Origin of the sequence: Bacteroides sp. 44_46, from assembly GCF_001915465.1 — a bacterium.
GTDB lineage: Bacteria > Bacteroidota > Bacteroidia > Bacteroidales > Bacteroidaceae > Bacteroides > Bacteroides clarus.
Genome location: NZ_MNQO01000017.1, coordinates 16721 through 34478, shown reverse-complemented (window position 1 = coordinate 34478; position 17758 = coordinate 16721). Strand labels below are relative to the sequence as shown.

General features: G+C 55.6%; 16 protein-coding genes. 3 read left to right on the top strand and 13 right to left on the bottom strand.

The features are described from left to right. Positions 1 to 171 precede the first annotated feature (171 nt). Genes BHV73_RS08890 through BHV73_RS08880 form a run of 3 tightly spaced genes read left to right on the top strand, consistent with a single transcriptional unit; the run spans position 172 to position 3787 of the window. Positions 172 to 1347 (top strand): glycosyltransferase family 2 protein, encoded by a 1176-nt coding sequence (locus BHV73_RS08890; RefSeq protein ID WP_286738002.1) that lies wholly within the window; start codon positions 172 to 174, stop codon positions 1345 to 1347. A 26-nt stretch (positions 1348 to 1373) separates the two neighbouring features. Continuing rightward, positions 1374 to 2276 carry a glycosyltransferase family 2 protein gene (locus tag BHV73_RS08885; RefSeq protein WP_286737999.1) on the top strand — a complete coding sequence of 301 codons (903 nt, stop codon included), beginning with the start codon at positions 1374 to 1376 and terminating at the stop codon, positions 2274 to 2276. Further along, the gene (locus BHV73_RS08880) at positions 2258 to 3787 is read left to right on the top strand and encodes a lipopolysaccharide biosynthesis protein (RefSeq protein ID WP_087413209.1); all 1530 of its coding nucleotides are present in this window, start codon (positions 2258 to 2260) and stop codon (positions 3785 to 3787) included. The genes BHV73_RS08885 and BHV73_RS08880 overlap by 19 nt, the downstream gene beginning before the upstream one ends. A gap of 82 nt (positions 3788 to 3869) precedes the next feature. Here the strand turns inward: BHV73_RS08880 and BHV73_RS08875 are convergent, their stop codons facing one another. The 13 genes from BHV73_RS08875 to BHV73_RS08810 all read right to left on the bottom strand — a co-directional run bounded on the left by BHV73_RS08875 (position 3870) and on the right by BHV73_RS08810 (position 17755). Next, positions 3870 to 3971 carry a smalltalk protein gene (locus BHV73_RS08875; RefSeq protein ID WP_022217561.1) on the bottom strand — a complete coding sequence of 34 codons (102 nt, stop codon included), beginning with the start codon at positions 3969 to 3971 and terminating at the stop codon, positions 3870 to 3872. Positions 3972 to 4029: 58 nt separating this feature from the next. Next, on the bottom strand, positions 4030 to 4539 hold the full coding sequence (locus BHV73_RS08870) for an HU family DNA-binding protein (RefSeq protein WP_039950686.1): 510 nt from the start codon (positions 4537 to 4539) through the stop codon (positions 4030 to 4032). 347 nt (positions 4540 to 4886) lie between these two features. Beyond that, positions 4887 to 5135 carry a DUF4248 domain-containing protein gene (locus BHV73_RS08865; protein WP_022217563.1) on the bottom strand — a complete coding sequence of 83 codons (249 nt, stop codon included), beginning with the start codon at positions 5133 to 5135 and terminating at the stop codon, positions 4887 to 4889. Positions 5136 to 5195: 60 nt separating this feature from the next. Then, positions 5196 to 7007, bottom strand: coding sequence for a DnaB-like helicase C-terminal domain-containing protein (locus BHV73_RS08860; RefSeq protein WP_009123358.1), 1812 nt, complete (start codon positions 7005 to 7007; stop codon positions 5196 to 5198). Between the two features lie 217 nt (positions 7008 to 7224). Beyond that, positions 7225 to 8310 (bottom strand): DUF7833 domain-containing protein, encoded by a 1086-nt coding sequence (locus BHV73_RS08855; protein WP_286737993.1) that lies wholly within the window; start codon positions 8308 to 8310, stop codon positions 7225 to 7227. A 182-nt stretch (positions 8311 to 8492) separates the two neighbouring features. Further along, positions 8493 to 8648, bottom strand: coding sequence for a hypothetical protein (locus BHV73_RS08850; RefSeq protein ID WP_009123360.1), 156 nt, complete (start codon positions 8646 to 8648; stop codon positions 8493 to 8495). Positions 8649 to 8777: 129 nt separating this feature from the next. Next, positions 8778 to 9722: a glycosyltransferase family 2 protein gene (locus tag BHV73_RS08845; RefSeq protein ID WP_087413213.1), complete on the bottom strand. Its 945-nt coding sequence runs from the start codon at positions 9720 to 9722 to the stop codon at positions 8778 to 8780. 9 nt (positions 9723 to 9731) lie between these two features. Next, entirely contained in the window at positions 9732 to 10652 is a 921-nt protein-coding gene (locus tag BHV73_RS08840; protein ID WP_286737991.1) for a glycosyltransferase, read from the bottom strand. Positions 10653 to 10658: 6 nt separating this feature from the next. Continuing rightward, a complete protein-coding gene (locus BHV73_RS08835; RefSeq protein ID WP_009123363.1) occupies positions 10659 to 11786 on the bottom strand; it encodes a glycosyltransferase family protein in 1128 nt (375 codons plus the stop codon). Between the two features lie 10 nt (positions 11787 to 11796). Next, positions 11797 to 12921: a glycosyltransferase family 4 protein gene (locus tag BHV73_RS08830; RefSeq protein WP_087413215.1), complete on the bottom strand. Its 1125-nt coding sequence runs from the start codon at positions 12919 to 12921 to the stop codon at positions 11797 to 11799. Between the two features lie 12 nt (positions 12922 to 12933). Then, a complete protein-coding gene (locus BHV73_RS08825) occupies positions 12934 to 14124 on the bottom strand; it encodes a glycosyltransferase family 2 protein (protein ID WP_022218437.1) in 1191 nt (396 codons plus the stop codon). Beyond that, positions 14121 to 15599: an O-antigen ligase family protein gene (locus BHV73_RS08820; RefSeq protein ID WP_148360295.1), complete on the bottom strand. Its 1479-nt coding sequence runs from the start codon at positions 15597 to 15599 to the stop codon at positions 14121 to 14123. The genes BHV73_RS08825 and BHV73_RS08820 overlap by 4 nt, the downstream gene beginning before the upstream one ends. Next, positions 15596 to 17755, bottom strand: coding sequence for a GumC family protein (locus BHV73_RS08810; RefSeq protein ID WP_087413216.1), 2160 nt, complete (start codon positions 17753 to 17755; stop codon positions 15596 to 15598). Before BHV73_RS08810 ends, BHV73_RS08820 begins: the two co-directional genes overlap by 4 nt. Positions 17756 to 17758: the final 3 nt, after the last annotated feature.

The window sequence follows — 17758 nt, the reverse complement described above, 5'->3', positions numbered from 1 at the left end:
TTGGCTTTTCTTACACGAGGCGAGGGGTTCGGGAGAACTTGCTCGTTTTTTTATTTTCCGCCTTTTTTTGTATATTCTGTCCAAACTCTCCCCGTTTTTTGTATCTTTGCGACGAAGCCCCTGCGGGCAGACTTCCAACAAATAAAACAACAGGGTTAAATTGCATGGATTTTGGAACACTTATTACATATCTTTGATTGGTTTCTATACATTTTATTGTCAATAAATGTGGCGTATCTGTTGGTGTACAGTCTGGCATCGCTGCGCCGTGGCAAACCTCTCGCTTCCGTACCGGCACGCGCCTGCAAGCGTTTTGCGGTACTCATTGCCGCCTATCGCGAGGATGCGGTCATCCTGTCCACCGTGCACGCCTGCCTGGCGCAGGATTATCCGGACGATAAATACGACGTCACCGTTATATCAGACCACATGCGGCCTGAGACGAACGCGGCCTTGTCCTCACTTCCCATCAAGCTGCTTCAAGTGGATTTTGAGAAAAGCACCAACACCAAATCCCTGAAAGCCGCCCTCGAATACCTGGACAAAGCCGCTTACGACGTGGCGCTGATAATAGATGCGGACAACATTATCGCCCCGTCCTACCTGTCCGAGGTGAACGACGCTTTCGCCGTGCCCGGTGTCCGGGTGGTGCAGACACATCGCGTGGCCAAGAACCTGAACACCGACATGGCCTATCTGGACGCAGTCAGCGAGGAGATAAACAACTCCATTTTCCGTTCGGGGCATGCCAATCTGGGCATGTCGGCGGCTCTGATAGGTTCGGGCATGGCTTTTGACTATCCCCTGTTTTACGATGCGATGATGAACAACACCTCAGTGGGCGGTTTTGACCGTGTGCTGGAGATGAAGCTCCTTTATGAGGGCGTGCATTTCCATTACCTGCCCGATACTTTCGTCAAGGACGAGAAGATACAGCAAGCCAACAATTTCTACCAGCAACGCCGCCGCTGGCTGTCCGCGCAGTATTACAGCTTCTTTGAGTTTGCCGGACGCTTGCTGCCCGCCATCCGTGACGGGAAGTGGGACTTCTGCGACAAGCTCTACCAGCAAATCTCGTTCTCCCGGGTGCTGCTGTTGGGATTTGTGTTCATCATCTCCCTCGCGCATTCCCTATGCGCGTCCCCATCGGCCTGTAAGTGGTGGGGAATATTCATCCTGCTGCTGTCGGCGCTGGCTCTCGCCATTCCCCGCAAGTATTGGAAGTGGCGGTTGCTGAAGGCGGTTTGCTGGGTTCCTTACTCTTTCTTGCTGATGCTTTTGAACCTGTTCCGATTGAAGGAAGCGAATAAGCGGTTTATTCATACGGTGCATGGGGTGGATGGATAATGACAGATAGAAGAAAAACTCTTGAAATGGACTTTACATATACCTATACGATAATAATTCCTCACAAGAATATTCCGTTGTTATTGCAACGCTGTCTCGATTCCATACCGTTACGGCAGGATATCCAGGTTGTGATAGTAGACGATAACAGTTCGCCTGCCGTTGTAGATTTTGACAACTTTCCGGGGAGCGAGCGTAAGGACACGGAGATTATCCATACGTCCGAAAGCAAGGGAGCCGGATACGTGCGCAATTGCGGGTTGGCCGCGGCGAAGGGGCGCTGGCTGTTGTTTGCCGATGCCGACGATTTCTTTCTTCCGGGATTTTTGGATGTGCTGGATACATTCGCCCTTACGGATTACGACATGATTGTTTTTCGGGCGGAGAGCACGGACTCGGATACGCTCCGGCAGGTGGAATCCCGGCAGGAATATTACGGCCGGATACGCGAGGATGCCGATTGGGAAGCGCTGAGATATAAGAACGGAGTGCCGTGGGCGAAGATGATATCCGCAAGCCTGGTGCGGAACCACCGGATTCGTTTCGATGAAACTCCGGCAGGAAACGACGTGATGTTTTCGGCATACAGCGATTATTACGCCCGGAAAACGGCTCTCTGCTCCCAAGCCATATATTGCGCCACGGTTCGCAAGAACTCTTTGTACTACGGCGTTGTGCTTGAGAACCTGCTGGCGCGCGTTCGGGTATCGTGCCGGTACAACCGTTTCATGCGGAAAATAGGGGAGCGGGACAAACGCGTGAACCGCTACTATTACGTACAGTTGTGCCGGAAGCATTTTGGCTGGCGGGGATATTTGAAAGCCGTGTGGATTTATACGCGTATGGAATGTCCCGATATGGTTTATGAAACATTTTCCGGCTTGCTGTCGGCAAAGTTAAAAAAGTGCCTATGTCAGAATCCCGTCTGAAGAAAAGCTATCTGAACGCGCGTGTCAATGTATTCTTCTACCTTGTCACCCTTTTCATCTCCTTTTTCTCCAGAAAGATATTTCTTGAGAAGCTGGGGGCGGACTTTGTCGGGCTGACGGGGACGATGCAGAATCTGCTGGGCTTTCTCAATCTGGCCGAGCTGGGCATCGGAGCTTCCATCGGCTATGTGCTTTACAAACCGATTTTCGACGGCAACCGGGACAAGATAAAGGAAATCATCTCGGTGCTGGGCTATCTCTATCGCAATGTGGGGTTGCTGATTTTGGGCGCCGGGCTGCTGCTCGCCTGTTTTCTGCCTTACATATTCGCCGGTGCCGGTATTCATTTCGGAGTAATCTATTTTGCTTATTTCGCCTTTTTGGCTTCCGCCCTCATCGGTTATTTCGTCAATTACCGGCAGACCCTGCTTGGCGCCGACCAGCGCAATTATGTGGTCACCGTCTACTTCCAAACGGCCAATATCGTCAAGATACTCCTGCAAACGGCGTTGGCGTGCCATGTGGGCAGCTTCTACCTGTGGATAGCCATCGAGCTGATATTCGGCATTCTGTACTCGTTCATCCTGAATTGGAAGATAAACCGGGTATATCCGTGGCTGAAGTGCGAGGTGGCGGAAGGCAGGCGGAAGTATCCGGAGAATAAGATTATCGTGCGTAAAGCCCGCCAGATGTTTGTACATAAACTGGCGGGAATGGGCAGGACGCAGCTTTTGCCTTTTCTGGTGTACGCGTTTACCTCACTGAAGCTGGTGGCGTATTACGGCAACTATATGCTGTTGCTCACCAAGCTGAACCAGTTTGTCGACAATTTTCTGGGCAGTACCGGAGCGGGCGTGGGCAACCTGATAGCCGAGGGAGATGTGAAGCGCATCCAGCAAGTCTTTTGGGAGCTGAGCTCGCTGCGTTTCCTGATAGCGTCGTTCCTGACATTCGCGCTCTATCATCTGACAGACCCGTTCATTACGGTGTGGCTGGGCGAGGAGTACGTATTGCCCCGTTCCGTGCTGGTTATTATCCTCACCAACTTCTTCATCAGCCAGTTCAGAGGCACGAACGACCAGTTTATCTTCGGTTACGGACTGTTTCACGACACATGGGCGGCGGTGGCGACGCTGGCAATCACGGTGGCGGTGGCATTGGCGGGCGGCTTCCTGTGGGGGCTTCCGGGCGTGTTGCTGGGCGATGTAGCCAGTTCGCTGACCGTCGTCAGCGTTTGGAAACCCTATCTCCTTTATAAGGAAGGGTTCGGAATGCCCGTCATGTCCTATTGGAAGAATATATTCCTTTACCTGCTGCTTGCCGTCCTTTCGTGGGGGCTGACGGACGTGGTTCTCTGTTTCCTTCCGCTGCCGGAACCGTCTCAGGGCTATGGCATGTGGATGGTGTATGCACTGGTGTCGTCGCTGGTGTTCCTGCTGATATTGTGCGGCGGCTTTTATTGCTGTTCGGCGGGGATGCGTTCGCTGGTAAGGCGCTTCCGGCGCAGATAAAGCGGATAAAAAAGAAGAGGATGCGCCTCGTTCCCATCACCGGGGCGGCGCATCCTCTCGTACGGTGTGTATCGTTACTCTTTTAGAACGTCATCGCGTTGGCTCCGAAAACGCCGAGAACGGCGGAAGCTACGGCGATGATTACTTTCAAGACTGTGTCCCAGATTCCTGTACTTTTACTCATATTCTTTTGTTTTTAAGTTATAAATGATAAATCCCGATTATCGGTTCGTAAAATTCCCTTATCCCAGCGGGTTCTCCTCTTCACCGTTGTCTCCGCCGCTGCCGCCGCCATTGTTTCCGCCGCCGGAAACGCCGTCTTCGGACACCAGCTCAAAAATCAAGGTGTTGGGGTTGCCTTTGGTCGTGGCGTTGGTGTCGTTTTCCAAACGGAGCGTGTTCGCTACTTTGAAGCGGATATTCACCCGTTCGATGTTTTTCACCGTACAATCTTTGGCAGCCTCGGTGGCACGACACTTGAAGGTGGTATAGAAGATACCGAACCCGTCCAGGCGGACGTTATTCCCGTCCGTCAGCGTCTGCCGTATCTGGCGGACGAGGGCTCTGCCTACATGTACCACGTCTTCGGCGGACATGCTGCCCAGTGCCTCGATGTCTTGCGCGATGCGTTCGAGGTCGAGAATCTTGGCGTCTTTTGGCTTGCGTCTCAGCGTGTAGACCATCGGCGAGGTATTGTCGCCTATTTTCTTGTGTCGCTGCGTACGCATTACTAATGCTTTTGCTTTTGTCATTTCGTTACTTTTTAATGAATTGTCAATTGTTTCCGGAACGACGGGGATGGCTTCTCCGCGGCGAGTTTTCTCCTTTTCGTTTCGTTGATACAAATATACGGCGACGCGCCGGTACGAAAGGAGCTTTGCAAGGGTTGGGGGAGATTGGGAGAGAATTACGGGGGATTACAGGGAATTGCAGGGAGTTGCAGAGAATCACAGAGAGTTGCAGAGAATCACAGAGAGTTGCAGGGAATTGCAGAGAGTTGCAGGGAATTACCGAGAGTCACCGAGAGTTACCGAGAACCGCAGAGAATCACAACGACAGTTACAGCCGCAACGTTTCGGGAGTTTTCCCGAAGAACCCTTTAAGGTTCTCCGAAAACACTCACCATCAGCCGCACTTGCGCGGGGGTATACCGGCGGGCGGCGGGGTTCATGCCCGTGGCCAGCAGGCGTTGTTCCAGTCCGGGGGCGGTACGGATCCATTCGTTAAACAGGTTTACGGCACTCTGTTGCGCCACGTTGCGGATATAACACATCGCCAGTTCTCCTTTGCCGTAGCTGCGGATGGAGAAGGGGGCTTCAGCAATGAAAGAAGCATCATTTTTCATCATAGTCTATACATGTTCAGGTTTTGATATTCAGATAGTTGATTGCTTCAAAGGTACGCATTTTCAGTGGAACAGGCAACCTTGTTCCTCATTATTTTTCAACCAATTTGCATTGTCGAACCGCGTGTCTACGGGGCCCGGACTGTCGCCGTCCGGAGTATGCACGATACCCTCTTCGCAAGGGAAGTAGCGCCCGCTGATGAAGTTGTAGACGAACTTGGCGCACGTGCCTGCACTGCCCAGATGCTTGAAGCGCACTTTGTCAATATAAATGGTTACGATTTGCTTCTTGTCGTTACGGTCTACGTCGATACAGTAGTCCGTCATGTTGCCGAAGTCGGCGGAGCCGTTGATGTCGTTCATCTCCACACGGCGCAGTTCTCCGGTGGCTTCGTTGCGGTTGACCTTGCGGGGGTGGGCTACGAGGATGACGAGGCAACGGTTGCGCTGGGCAAAGCGGCAGAGTTTGTTCAGTACGGAGCGGATGAAGTCGCGTTCCGTCATGCCGCTGTCCTGCTCCAGACGGTTCATGGGGTCTATCACGAGGGTGCGCACGCCGCGGCGGCGTACCAGTTGGCGGGCTTTGAGCAGGATGTCGTCTATGCGGTAGGCGCCGTCACCGGGCAGGATATGGGTCACGTTGGCCGCCAGCCATTGGCGGGCTTGGTCGTACAGTTCCTCGGTCATGCCGTAGCCGGGGGCGAAGTTACGCCCCAACAGCTTGTCGGCAATCTTCTTGAGGTGGTACTCCACGGGTAGGTTCTCAGGGCTGTAATAGGCTGTTTTCCAGCCGTGGCGCAGACGCAGGCGGAGCACGAGCTCGTCGGTGAACTCGGATTTTCCGTCGCCCGGACGGCCTGTTATCACCACGAGCCGCCCCAGCTCGAACGTGCAGTGGGCGTCCAGGTTCTCCCAGCCCGTTTCGGCGCCGCCTTGCAGTCCGTTTTCGTAGAGAGCGCGCAACTGCTCGCTGCAATCGTCGGCGGTGGCTACGCCCTCTATGGGAATTTCCTCGGCCTGTTGCAGGCAGATGGCGAGGCTGTCCGCGCCGTAGCGAATCAGATGCTCGTTGCTGTCCTTGCAGCCGGCTCCGTAGCGCACTATCTTGCAACATTCCGCGCCCAGACGGCGGACGAGCTCACGGCGCAGCACTTCTCCGGCGGCATCCTCGTCTACGGCGATGTAGACGGTTTCCTTGTCCTCGAAGTGGCTCTCCACGAAGCGGTCTATCCAGGTGAGGTTGCTTTGCGCGCCGGCGGGCACGGAGATGATGTCGCGCCGTCCGGTGGCGGTCATCAGGGCGCAGGCGTCGAACTCGCCTTCGGTGATGACGGCCTGGCGGGTGCCCAGTATGCCGTTGATGTTGTAGGGGATGAGCTCGGCGTCCTTCACCATTTTGAAGTGCTTCTGTCCGCTGCGGAACTTGGTGTTGACGAGGGTATCGCCCTCGAAGTAGTTGAAGCAGAGGCAGTTCTCTTCTTTCTCGCTTTGGGGCATCCATTCGCGCTGTTCGGTGATGCGGAGCTCGTCGAGCAGCTCTTGCCTGAGGCAGCGTTCTTCCGTCCAGTAGCGTTCCAGCGCCTCGCTGCGGCCGGTTTTGGAAGCGTTGAACACGGGACGCCGGAAGTGCGAGGGCAGCAGGACGGATTTGCGGTAGCGGTCTATCCGTTCCTGCCGCCGACGTTCTTCGGCATCGTCGGGGATGTGCAGGGTGTAGCCGCAGTGGTGGCAGTAGCACAGCCCCTTGTCGAGGTCTACGGATAGCGAACGGTCGCCTTTGTGGCCGCGGGTGTCGTTGCATTGCGGACAGGTGGTTTTGATTTTGCCGCTGCTGCGGCCACGGGTATTGATGTTATGTTTTCTGAAGTCGAACATGGGGGATGGTTTGGGGTGAATGGATTTCGGGTTGTGAGCCCGGATGTTTCGGGTTGCGGGCTCGGCGGTGACGAACTGTGGGGGCAGCGCTTTTGAACTACCTGCTTACGGCTGCCGGACTGCCTGTTTGCGATTGCCGGCCTGCCTGTTTACGACCGTCGGGCTGTGGGCTTGCGACCGCCGGACTGCCTGCTCGGAGTTGCCGGACTGCCCGTTTTCAGTCGGGCTTCCCTTTGTTCTTCCTGCCGGACATCCACAGGCACAGTTCCTCGTTCCAGACGGCGTTTGGGTCGGGACGGGGCGGGGCGTCGTCGGGGATGGGGCAGCCCAGGTAGGTTCGCTTCCCGTTGACGATTTGCTCGTATCGCAGCGGGTCGGCAGAGGACTCCCGGAGCTCGGATTTCTTCCGGGCTTCGTTGTCCGTCAACTCCTTGAACAGCGCTTTCGAGGTGCGTCCGCCGGCACTCACGAAATTCACGAAGTAGGAGCGTACATCGCTTTCGGTCAGCAGGTTGTCTCCTTTGCCGTACAGCTCCACGTGCTGCTTGAAGAACTCTATGGCTTCCGGCAGGTGGCGTGCCAGCATGGCTCCGTAGCCGCTTCTCATGCAGGCCATTTCCATCCACAGACGGTTGCGTCCCAGTTCGTCCACCAGTTCACGCCAGGGGCGGATGGGGTGCTGCGGCCGGCGCGGCTCGTCCCATTCGTCGCAGACGGTTACCGTGACGGGTGGCGGCGGCGGGGGTGTGCTGCCGGACGAACAAACCGAAGGAAGAGTAGCGGCATCGGCGGCGGTCTCTTCTTTTTCTTCTGTTGTTGCTGTTGTTTTTATATCTTTTATATTCTCTTTACCGATTGCGGGAGTATCTTTTGGCAACAGGCTGCCGTTTAGGCTGTTACCGACTTTCAAACTCTCTTTTTCCGCTTTCTTCCGAGACGATTTTTGCACTTTTCGGTTGTTTTCGGACACTGAAACGTCAGTTCCCGAAACATTTTCGACACTTTTTTCGTCCTTTTTCTTGGCGGGATTCAGTTCGGCGGGCGTGAAATAGTTGTCCTCGTCGAAGATGAAAAGGTCGTATTCGCGGATGATTTTCTGCAAGTACGACAGGGGGATTTTCCGGCCTACGCAGAACGGTTGCAGATATTCCAGTTGCGCGCGCGGTTCGGGCAGCAACGCCAGTTTTTCGATGATGAACCAATAGGCTCCGGAGCCTTTCAACCTTTCCTTGTCTATGAGTTTTTTCATTCGGGGATCATTCATCGCCATGATGGGATGTTGTAAGTAGAAATTGCGTTTCATGTATCAATTTTATTTATTCGTACGCTTGTATTATCGGCACGAAGGTAGGCATAAAAAATAGCGTATATAGCCTGATTTACTACGGTCTATATACGCTCATGCTGTTGTGTTGCAGTGTAATACGGTTTGAAAATGCTTGGAAACCGTGAGTAGGTTAAAAGATGTATAATTCCGGGATTTTTCTACTCTTTCTCCTTTTCCCTTACTTGTTTCACGACTTCGATGCGGTGTCCGGCGGGAATCAGTTCGGCGCTTGCCCTGTAACTGGCTTTCGTGTCCGACCTGAATGTCCGGAAGATTATCAGCTTGATGATTTCGGCGATAACCAGCTCTTTCATCGTGTACTTGGTTTCTCCCTCGAATACCCAAAACGCTTTGTTGTTCAGCGTTATGGTTACCTTAAAAATTTTTTCATACTCAAATACTAAAAAATTAACGCCTGCAAAGGTAGCACTTCTTTCGGAATGTCAGGCGGTTCGGATATTTTTATATATCCCTTCGCAGGTGCCGCATATCGTGGCTTTGGCCAGCGCGACCTGTCCGTGCAGCAGGTACACGGCCGCCTTTTTGGGGGCGGCGAGGATGCAGAGGTAGGCGCACGACAGGTATTTGCCGATGCCCCGCAGGTTGCGGCGGGCGAACAGCATGCGTGCGCGCGACAGGTAGAATTCGCGTGTCGGGCTGCCCCGCCTCGCCGTCATGCCTTCCTTGTGGTAGACCACGGCGGCGGGCTCGTACCACAGGCGGTAGCCGGCTTTCCGGAGCTGTGCCGACCAGTCCAGCTCCTCGTAAAACAGGAAATAGACCTCGCTCATGGTGCCTGCGTCCTGTAACGCCCGCCGGCTTACCATCATGGCGGCTCCATGCAGCGAGGCGGTTTCGCGGGGGATGCGGAAGCGGGGGCTGTCTTGCTGCATAAAGCCTATGGCCGCGTTGCGCAGGGTGACGGGGCTCAGGGGGGTGAAGCCCGCGTATTGCAGGGTGTCCGGGCGGGCGGCGAACTTCAGCATGGGCGACACGCCGCCGTTGCGTGGCGAATCGCTCTCTATGCGCCGCACCAGCGCATCCAGTACCGGCTCTTTGATGAGGGTGTCGTTGTTGATGAAAAAGAGGTAATCGCCTTCGGCCGCTTTCAGTCCGGCATTGTTGCCGCCGGCAAAGCCGTTGTTGATGTTCCGCACCACTTTGACGGGGGGAAAGGAGACGGGGCTGCCTGATAAGGAACCGCCCGGCACGGGGTTGTCCCTGTATCGTTCCTGTATCTCTTCCGCCTCGGGCAGGCGCGAGCCGTTGTCCACAACGATGATTTCGTATCGCGGATAGGTTTCGCGGCTGCGGAAGGAGTCTATCATTTCGCAGGTGTCGCGCAGCCCGTTGTAGTTGACGGTGATGATGGAGACAAGCGCTTTCATGGTCTTTTCCTATTTCTTTTTCAGCCAGAACACAGCCCAGTTCCTGAAACTGACGTACTTTCCGAGCCGCAGGCGTCTGAAGCGGCAGGCGGTTTCCACTTTTTCGAGCAGCGACATCCGGTGTCCCGCCCAGATTACATCGTTCAGGGTGTAGGACAGGTATTTGCCGATAACCGCTTTCCATTCGGGGCGTTCCTCTCCGAGCGCGCGCATCCGGGTGCATACGGCGGTGTATCCCTCGATGTTGCGCATTCCGAAGCGGCCGGTCATGGTGGAGCTGCCCCGCACCCTGCGCTTGAAGTAGGGTTGCGCTATATAGCGCGCCCGACGGGCGTTCAGCAGCACATCCATCGCGAAGGCATGGTCTTCGTGGATAATTCCTGAGGGGAATCCCTTGAAGCATCGTTCCAGAAAGGAGCGTCTTGTGAAGAACAGGCACGGCGAGATAAGCAGCTTGCGGTGATTTATCTCGAAGTCCAACAGCTCGATGCCGTTCCACAGCTTGTTTTCATCCACGATGCCTTTTCTGCGGTAATCGTAGAGGTTCGGCGTGTGGCGGTCTTCCAGGATGGTTTCGGCATCGAAGAAAGCGAAGTCCAGCTTGTGCCGCTCGCACTCTTCGTGGCAGTGCCGCAGGGCGTCCCTGCCCAACAGGTCGTCGCTGTCCATGAAGTATATATACCTGCCCGTGGCAAGCGCCAGGGCGGTGTTGCGCGCCACTCCCTGACCTTGGTTGGGCTGCGCGTGCCACCGTATCCGCACGTCGCGTTCCGCGTATTCTTCGATGATGCCGCGGCTTCCGTCGGTGGAGCCGTCGTCAATGAGGATTATCTCCAGCTCTTTCAGGGTCTGGTCGCAAATGCTGTCCAGCGCCTTGCGCAGGTAGGCGGCGGTGTTGTATATGGGGATGATGACGGAGACTTCGGGCATGGCGTTCTATTTTTTCATTCGTACGATATGTTCATATACTTTCTTCATCTGTTCCCGCCAGGAGAGGTGGCGGATGGAATCTCTTATTTCCGGCGGCGTCACGGTCATGCTTTGGTAAAACTCTATCAGGGCGGGGATGCTGACGGGGCTGTCGTCGGCGGGGACTTTGAACGTGTAGGGCATGCGGTCGAAGTCGTCGTCCGTCTCGGAGTAGACGAAACCGAATCCGCGCGCCGCGTATTCCCTGTTTTTCAGCGTCTTGATGTTGTATATGCCGCTGCGATGCCGTGCCAGGCTGCCTACGGCGAAGTCCGCCCGGTTGAAAAGCGCGTCCAGCTCCTCGCCGTGCTTTGCTCCGTACAGGGTGACGAACGGTTGCAGGCGGTAGCGGCGGATGGGCGCCGCGATTTCTTCCGCTTCGCGCCTGCCGCTCGGTTTGCCTACCAGGTGGAAGCGGACTTTATATTCGGGATGGCCGCTGTAATACTCTCCCAGACCTTTCAGCAGGCGGTCGAAGCCGTGCCAGAAGTGGATTTCGGCAACTCCTATCAGGTTCAGCTCTCCGGCTGTGCCGTGCCGGGGGGAGCGCAGGGGGATGCGGTCGAAATCTATTCCGTTGGATATGCGGATGGTGGGGCGGCCGAATATGCGCTCGTCGTCGGAGAAGGTGACGATGAAATCGACGTACTTGCAGAAGGCGCGGCGGAACAGTTTGTCCGTATACAGTTGCGCTTTCTCCCTGACGGAAGCGTATTCGTGGTCGTAGGGGTATGTGGGTATCTCCAGCAGTACGCCGACGCCTTGCTTTTTCAGCGTCCTCACGAAGTGTATGGTGAAGGGGTTGGCGTTGTGGTAGGAACGGATATAGACGCACCGGATGCCTTCCCGGCGGACGTATCGCAGGATGGGGGCGAACGACAGCCGCTTTTTGAGCTTGGCGGGTATTCCCTTGCCCAAATCGGCGAGCACTTCTTCGTCTGTCATCCACTTACGGCTGCCGTCGCCGGCGACCTCGTAGCGGCAGACGCGGACATCCGCCCCGCATTGCCTGAGGGCGTCCGCCTGGTAGCCGATTTTCTTGCTGATACCGTTGTACTCTTGGAATCCGTAGAAGACGAGGAAAAGGATTTTCATGGGGCGGCGGTTATTTGAATAGGGAACGATATACTTGAATCAGCTCGTCGGCCGTCTTTTCCCACGAGAATTGCCGGGCGCGCAGCAGTCCGTATTCCCGCTGCCGCCGGTAGAGCGTGTCCTCGTTTTCGAGACGCAGCACCGCGCGGGCTATCTCTTCCGGCCGGCAGGGGTCTATGGCCAGTATGCCGGGGCCGCCCACTTCGGGCATGGAAGAGGTGTTTCCCGTAATGACGGGAGTGCCGCAGGCCATGGCTTCCACCAGCGGGATGCCGAAACTCTCGCGCAGCGAGGGGTAGAGGAAGGCGAACGCGGCGTTATACAGCGTGGCGAGGTCGGCGTTGCGGATGTAGCCCGGATAGTAGAGGTGCTGTTTCAGGGCGTTGCCGATGCCTTCCTGCTGAAGCAGGCTGTCTATGCGGCTTTCTGTGAGGTCGGCGATGAGCAGCGGACGCTTTACGGACGACTGTTCCAGATAGAGGCGGTAGGCTTTCAGCACCCGCGCGGCGTTCTTCTTGGGGTCTGTGTTGCCCAGGAAGAACAGGAAGTCTTTTTGGGGGATATAGCGGTTTACTACCTGCATGTCTATGTCGTCCATCGGGCGGAAATGCTTGTTGCAGCCGTTGTAGATGGTCGTGATGCGGTCTGCGGGGATGTTCAGGGCTTCGCGGATGCGGTTGCGCTCAAAGTGCGAGACGGTGATGATTTTCCGGCATTTCTTCAGAATCCGGGGCACGGTGAGGCGGCGGTAGTGCCACCCCATTTCCTGATAGAGCGAGGGGCTGCGGTGCAGGCGGGGCTCCAGATAGATGATGTCGTGAAGTGTCAGCACCAGCGGAACCGGACAGTATAGCGGGGCTGTATTGGACGTGCAGTGCAGCAGGTCGGCGCCCAGGCGTTTCACCGCCAGCGGCAGAGCTGTCTGCTCCCAAAGCGGGTAGGTGGGGCACGCCACTTCCACGATGGAGAGGTTGGCGGATTCTTCCAGGCAACGGTCGGCGCCCGGAGCGACGATGATGTAATATTCGTTGCCGTCGTTCCGCTTCTGCAATTCGCGGATGGTCTCCAGCGCTACGAAATCCATGCCGTGCTTGTCGGGACGGAAAATCCGTTGGGCTTCTATGGCTATCTTCATGTTGTGCGCTCCTTATCTCTTTTTATGGAAGAACCGTTTGATATGACTGAATACGGCTGTGAACATAAGCACCGGGAGCGCCCAGATGGCCTTGCGGAGACGGCGGCTGGCCTCTCCTTCGGGCAGCGCCATGAGGAAAGCGAGGATAAGCGCGGCAAACAGCACGTACCACTTGGGAGCCAGCGTCCAGTCCAGCAGGGTGACGCCCGCGGTGCACAGCAGCACCAGCGCGATAAGCAGGAAACGGGAAGGCATCAGCCACTGGAACAGTTTGAGGGCGTAGTCCCATTCGCCTTTCAGCAGCACCAGCGGGAGATACCTCAGCGCGAAGAATGTGCTGGTGTACTGCGCGCGTATCCAGCTGATGCGCTGTGTCTGGTAGCCGTCGGCATTGTCCTCTTTCTTGCTGTAACACACCACTTCCGCCAGGTATTCGGTGTAGATGTTCTGCTCCAGCAGGGCGGTTTCCATCGCCTTGCTTATGTCGGAGCCTTTCAACTTGGGAGCGCGTTCGTGGAACATGGCGAAATCGAACGCCATGGCCGAACCGATGAGAGCCGAGGAAAAGCCCATGCGGGTGTGCGCCAGACGGAAAAGATTGTTGTTGATTTCCTCGCTGGTGGCATTGAGGACGGCGATGCTGGTGTTCAGGTTCTCCGCCATGCGGTGCGCCTGGATGGAGTCGCAGCCGGAGTAGTAGGCGTCGTTGAACAGGCTGAGGGCGTTCGGCACGATGTGGTTGTCGGAATTGAAGAGCACAATCATGTCGTATTCGTCGGGAGCATAGCGTTCCATCACCTGCTGGATGGCGTAGACCTTGGTGCAGTACTCCTTGTCGGGCACTACGATGTTTACGGGCATTTGCAGCAGGGTGATAAGGTCTTCTTCGGGCAGTTGGGTGGCCGCTACGGCCACGTCGTACTTGTCGCGCGGGTATTGCTGGGTGTCCAGAAAGCGGTTGATGGATTCAATCACCTCTTTTCCGTTGCGCAACACCGTGAAAAGCACCAGGAAACGGTGCTGTACGGCTGCCGCCGGGTAGGGGTTCCTGTACTTTCCGAGCGAGAAGAGCGCGCAAAGAAGCAGGTAGGCCACCGGAATGGCCAGCAGCAGGAACAGGACGGAATCTGTCATTTGTAACGCGTTGTTGTTCTCATCCATCCACCAGTCTATACTGAATATGTTAAAAATATCGGACATCATAGCGTCGAATCTTTTTTAGTTGCGGTTAATAATGCTTGTTGTTTTTCAATCGTCAGACGTTCGTCTATATATTTCCCGTTCATCAGTATGCCCAGGAACATAATCATCATGATACCGGTGGGGAACTGGGTGAAAAACGCGTTCCCGTATGCGCTGAGCATCATGCCGAATACGCCGCAGGCAAGCGCGGTGAGCAGGTGGCGCAGCTCGTCGTTCCTCACCTTGAACATGATGTAGTAGCATCCCCACAGCAGGCTGCCCGCGTAAATCAGCAGGTAGAGGATGATGCCTACGATGCCCGTTTCCGTCCATATCTTGACGTAGGTGGAGTCGTTGGGGATGGTGGTGGTCAGTCTGTTGCCGAATCTCCGGGCTTCCACGCCGCCCAGGCCGAGACCTTCGCCGAAGGGCTTGTCCCTGAGGTATTCCGCCAGCTTTTGCCTGTTTTGTTTTCTTACCAGATAGGACGCGTCTTTATTCGGACGGAACGCCGTGCGCATACGCCGTATCATGTAGTTGCTCTCGCCCGCGTATGTAAACGCGAAGAAGACGTAGATGCATATTCCCCCCACCGTGGCGGCGCTCATCAGCCTGATGTTTTTACTGATAAGCGCGAAGAGCAGCAGGCCGCCCAGAGGCACCACGATGGCTCCCCGGGTGCCCGTAGTGAACATGGAGTACAGTGAAAGCGCGGAGACGCAGAGGTAATATGTTTTCAGGCCGGGTTTCTTGCTGAACAGGCCGGTGATGCCGAACAGTACGCAGGTGAATCCCATGTTGGAACCGTAATTGCCCGCATCGGTGAAAATAGAGAAATAGCGGGTGATTTGGGGCAGCAGGTGCGTCTTGTACATGCCGCTTTCCATCAGGACATCGTACTCGATGGCGTCGAACCCGATGAATTTCTGCCAGAAGCCTTTCAGTATGGCGATGAGCGTCAGTAGGGAGAACAGGAACATCAGCCGGCCGATTTGCTTGTAGGACGTTGCCAGCAGCACCGTGATTAAGGAGACGAGGAACGTGTTGTAAATGAATCCTCTGGAATAAATCCACGCTTCCAGGGACGCGGTGGGGTTGACGACTTCCATCAGGCAGTATACCGCCAGCGCCGCGCCCCCTATGGTGAGGATGTTGGCGGCCTGCTTCCAGGGGAAACGGTAGCGCAGCGCGGTCTGGATGATGATGATAAGCAGTACGCTCCACCAGATGACGTCCGACAGTACGCTGAGTCCGTCCTGCCGGCTGTAACGGGCCAGCGGGGTGAAGAAGTAATTGAAGATGAACAGCAGGAAGATGAAGCGTTCCGGCTTGCGGAGATGCAAAATCAGGATGCATAAGAGGGCGGGCAGCACGGCCACCAGTGCCGCTATCGCCAGATTTTGCCGCAGGGTGGCCGCCACGATGCAGCCTAACCCGATGCAGAGTATGGCAAAGGTGAGGGTGGGAGATGATATGTAACTTCGCTTGATGCTCATTTTACGGCGGCTTTTTTGGCGGTCAGTCCCAGTTGCGACAATCGGCTGACGAAGCTGTGGAGTGGTGTCTTGGGCGGTAATTCGCCGGTGAATGATTCCACGACTTCACGGTCGGCATTGTTGAGGTAAAGCGATAATGGGGTGTCACCCAGCATTTCTTTGATGGATTTCAGGTTGATGTCGTCGTTCTTACCCCACAAACGGCAGGCATTGGCTATGAGCAGGTTGAAATCGGCCTGTTTCAGCACGGCCAGAGGCAGGCTGGAGCTGCTTACGGACGGGTATTCCACGAGGATGATATCGGGTATCTGCTCGGCGGAGTTCAACTCCCAGAAGTCGGATAGCCGCTGCGCCCGGATGTATTTCTTGTCGTTGGTTTCAAAATCGACGCCGTGCCTTACGATACGGGTGCGGAGCCCCTCGGACGCCCAATGGTCGGCAAAGTATTTGGCCAGGAAGCTCTTGCCTTCCCGTTCTTCCATGCTGAGCAGGTTGATGACGGTGGGACGGCCTGTTGCCAGGTATTTGTTGAGCCGGTGGCAGGAGTAGGCGGCGGCACGGCGGTTGCATACTTTCAGGAATCCCCGGAATTTCAGGTTGCTGATACCGTTGAACGCGGCGATGACGGGCAGGCCGCTAAGGCGGTGGCTGCGTTCGGCGTCACGGAGCGTACGGTCTATTAGCTCGATGATGAGGAAGTAGAAAGTGATGAATATCAAACTGCCTATCAGGGCTGCCACGATGTAGAGCATGCGCTTGCGCCCGTTGTCGGTGAGCGGGAACTCGGGCGGGGCGATGATTTGCAGGTTGGCGGTGGTCATTTTGATGTTTTGCAGGCGGAGCCGCGCTTCGGACAGGCCGCGGAGCTGTTCGCGGTAGGTGTCCTCGGCTATGCCGATGGCGCGCTCCTTGCGGTTGACCTGCGTGCCCACGGGGGCGAATTCCCGGTATTGGTTCAGGATGTCGTTCCGGCGCTCGCGAAGGACTTTCAGCTCGGCCTGCGCCTTGGCCTCGTTGATGCACGCCACCAGCCATTCCGTTACCATATTATCGATGCCGACCCCTTCTTTGGTGAAATTGTATTCGTTGAGGTTGTCGGAAATATGGCTGATTCTGTCTTCGGAGTTCCGTAAATCGGTTTTGTTTTGCTGCAACTGCCTGTTGTCTTTCAGCTCCGTGTCCGTCGAGAAGATTTCCTGCTCCAGAATGTTCTGGTTCAGTTCCGTTACTTTCTCAAGCTCTTTGAGCAGCTTGGTGTTGTCGCGGATTATCTTGGCGCGGATGTCCATTTTGTCTTCCAGCATCCGGCGGAGCGCCACAGCGCTCTGGTAGGTGCGCAGGGCGAGTTCCTCGCGGTCGTCCAGGTCGTATTTGGTGATGGCTAGCTCCTTGCTCTGGTTGTCGTAGTTGATTACCGAATGTTCTACGTTATAGCGCATCAGGTTGTCTTCTTCTTTGTTGAGGTTGATTTTGGCGAGCCTCACTTGCTCCTCAAAGTAAGCGATGGCGCTGTTGGTGGCGCTGAAACGGAGTATTTCGTATGCCTTGATAAGCTCGTCCTCTAAAATCCGGATGGTGTTTTGGGTGATGCCCGGGTCGGGACTTGTGTAGGTGAAGCTTATCAGGTCGCTCGTGCCCAGACGCTTTACGATGATTTGGTCGAGCGCCTCGAAGCCGTAAAACTCCGTGGGACGGCTGAACATGGAATATACGAAGTTCGCGGCGCTTTCCTGACGGTATTTTTGCAGGTTCCCGACGGTCTTCTCCAACGAGGAACGGTCTACCAGAGCCAGCACTTCTTTGGGAGTTCTTTGCAGGAGTTGGCGGTAGTGCTTTGCCTGGATGTACATATTGTCTTGCCACTCCTCGCCATACACAAGGTTGGTGGCCAGCAGGCGGAGCGAGACTTGCTCCAGGGTGCTTTTGGACTTGGCGATGTTGATGAGATTGTCGAACGTACTGCTGATGTTCTCGACCTTGCTGCCGTCGATGTTGGTGACGTTGGTGACGCCGGCGTAGATATTGCTGTTTACAGTATAGCTGAATGGCAGGAACTGGGTGAAGTACGCCACCAGCACGGTGACGATGAATCCGCCCCACAACAGCCAGTAACGGATGCGGTAAAAGAATTGGGCTATAAACTGTACTATATCCATAAG

What these genes read in the sequence shown, in the direction of transcription:
- BHV73_RS08870 (WP_039950686.1), bottom strand. Translation starts at nt 4,539, where the DNA reads ATGACAAAAGCAAAAGCATTAGTAATGCGTACGCAGCGACACAAGAAA.
- BHV73_RS08855 (WP_286737993.1), bottom strand. Translation starts at nt 8,310, where the DNA reads ATGAAACGCAATTTCTACTTACAACATCCCATCATGGCGATGAATGAT.
- BHV73_RS08860 (WP_009123358.1), bottom strand. Translation starts at nt 7,007, where the DNA reads ATGTTCGACTTCAGAAAACATAACATCAATACCCGTGGCCGCAGCAGC.
- BHV73_RS08830 (WP_087413215.1), bottom strand. Translation starts at nt 12,921, where the DNA reads ATGAAGATAGCCATAGAAGCCCAACGGATTTTCCGTCCCGACAAGCAC.
- BHV73_RS08825 (WP_022218437.1), bottom strand. Translation starts at nt 14,124, where the DNA reads ATGATGTCCGATATTTTTAACATATTCAGTATAGACTGGTGGATGGAT.
- BHV73_RS08880 (WP_087413209.1), top strand. Translation starts at nt 2,258, where the DNA reads ATGTCAGAATCCCGTCTGAAGAAAAGCTATCTGAACGCGCGTGTCAAT.
- BHV73_RS08810 (WP_087413216.1), bottom strand. Translation starts at nt 17,755, where the DNA reads ATGGATATAGTACAGTTTATAGCCCAATTCTTTTACCGCATCCGTTAC.
- BHV73_RS08820 (WP_148360295.1), bottom strand. Translation starts at nt 15,599, where the DNA reads ATGAGCATCAAGCGAAGTTACATATCATCTCCCACCCTCACCTTTGCC.
- BHV73_RS08885 (WP_286737999.1), top strand. Translation starts at nt 1,374, where the DNA reads ATGGACTTTACATATACCTATACGATAATAATTCCTCACAAGAATATT.
- BHV73_RS08840 (WP_286737991.1), bottom strand. Translation starts at nt 10,652, where the DNA reads ATGCCCGAAGTCTCCGTCATCATCCCCATATACAACACCGCCGCCTAC.
- BHV73_RS08845 (WP_087413213.1), bottom strand. Translation starts at nt 9,722, where the DNA reads ATGAAAGCGCTTGTCTCCATCATCACCGTCAACTACAACGGGCTGCGC.
- BHV73_RS08835 (WP_009123363.1), bottom strand. Translation starts at nt 11,786, where the DNA reads ATGAAAATCCTTTTCCTCGTCTTCTACGGATTCCAAGAGTACAACGGT.
- BHV73_RS08875 (WP_022217561.1), bottom strand. Translation starts at nt 3,971, where the DNA reads ATGAGTAAAAGTACAGGAATCTGGGACACAGTCTTGAAAGTAATCATC.
- BHV73_RS08865 (WP_022217563.1), bottom strand. Translation starts at nt 5,135, where the DNA reads ATGATGAAAAATGATGCTTCTTTCATTGCTGAAGCCCCCTTCTCCATC.
- BHV73_RS08850 (WP_009123360.1), bottom strand. Translation starts at nt 8,648, where the DNA reads ATGAAAGAGCTGGTTATCGCCGAAATCATCAAGCTGATAATCTTCCGG.